The organism is Nocardia sp. alder85J, from assembly GCF_020176955.2.
Lineage (GTDB): Bacteria > Actinomycetota > Actinomycetes > Mycobacteriales > Mycobacteriaceae > Nocardia.
The window spans coordinates 1-399 of sequence record NZ_JAIUCZ020000040.1 but is presented as its reverse complement, the minus strand read 5'-3'; the positions used below and the strand labels follow the sequence as shown (position 1 = coordinate 399).

Below are 399 nucleotides of genomic sequence, written 5' to 3'. Positions count from 1 at the left end.
TGAGGTGCCCCAAGGTTCTCGGACAGTGCCCCAAAGTAGGATTGGGGTAACTGAACGGAGTTGTCTGTGGCACAGAAGAAGTCGCGGAATTTCAGTCCCGAGTTCCGGGATACCGCGGCCCGGGAGGTTGTCGAGAAGTCCCGGGCGGTCGAGGATGTGGCCCGTGATTGTGGTGTCACCGGTCAGACGATCCGGAATTGGGTGAGGGAGTTCCGGCAGGCCCACCCGCCGGCCGATACGGAGTTGACTGTGACCGAGCGGGCCCGGTTGAAGGAATTGGAGCGGCGGGTCCGGGAACTGGAGGAGGAGAACCGCTTCTTGGGAAAATCGGTGGCCTTCTTCGCGAAGAAGCACCGGTGACTGTGAAATACGCGTTCATCGCCTCCGAAGAAGGCAGTC

The 399-nt window shown here is 60.9% G+C and carries 1 protein-coding gene; it reads left to right on the top strand.

From position 1 onward, the window contains the following. The first annotated feature begins 66 nt into the window (after nt 1–66). Nucleotides 67–360, top strand: coding sequence for a transposase (locus LBW94_RS44165; RefSeq protein ID WP_266273644.1), 294 nt, complete (start codon nt 67–69; stop codon nt 358–360). The last annotated feature ends 39 nt before the right edge of the window (nt 361–399 follow it).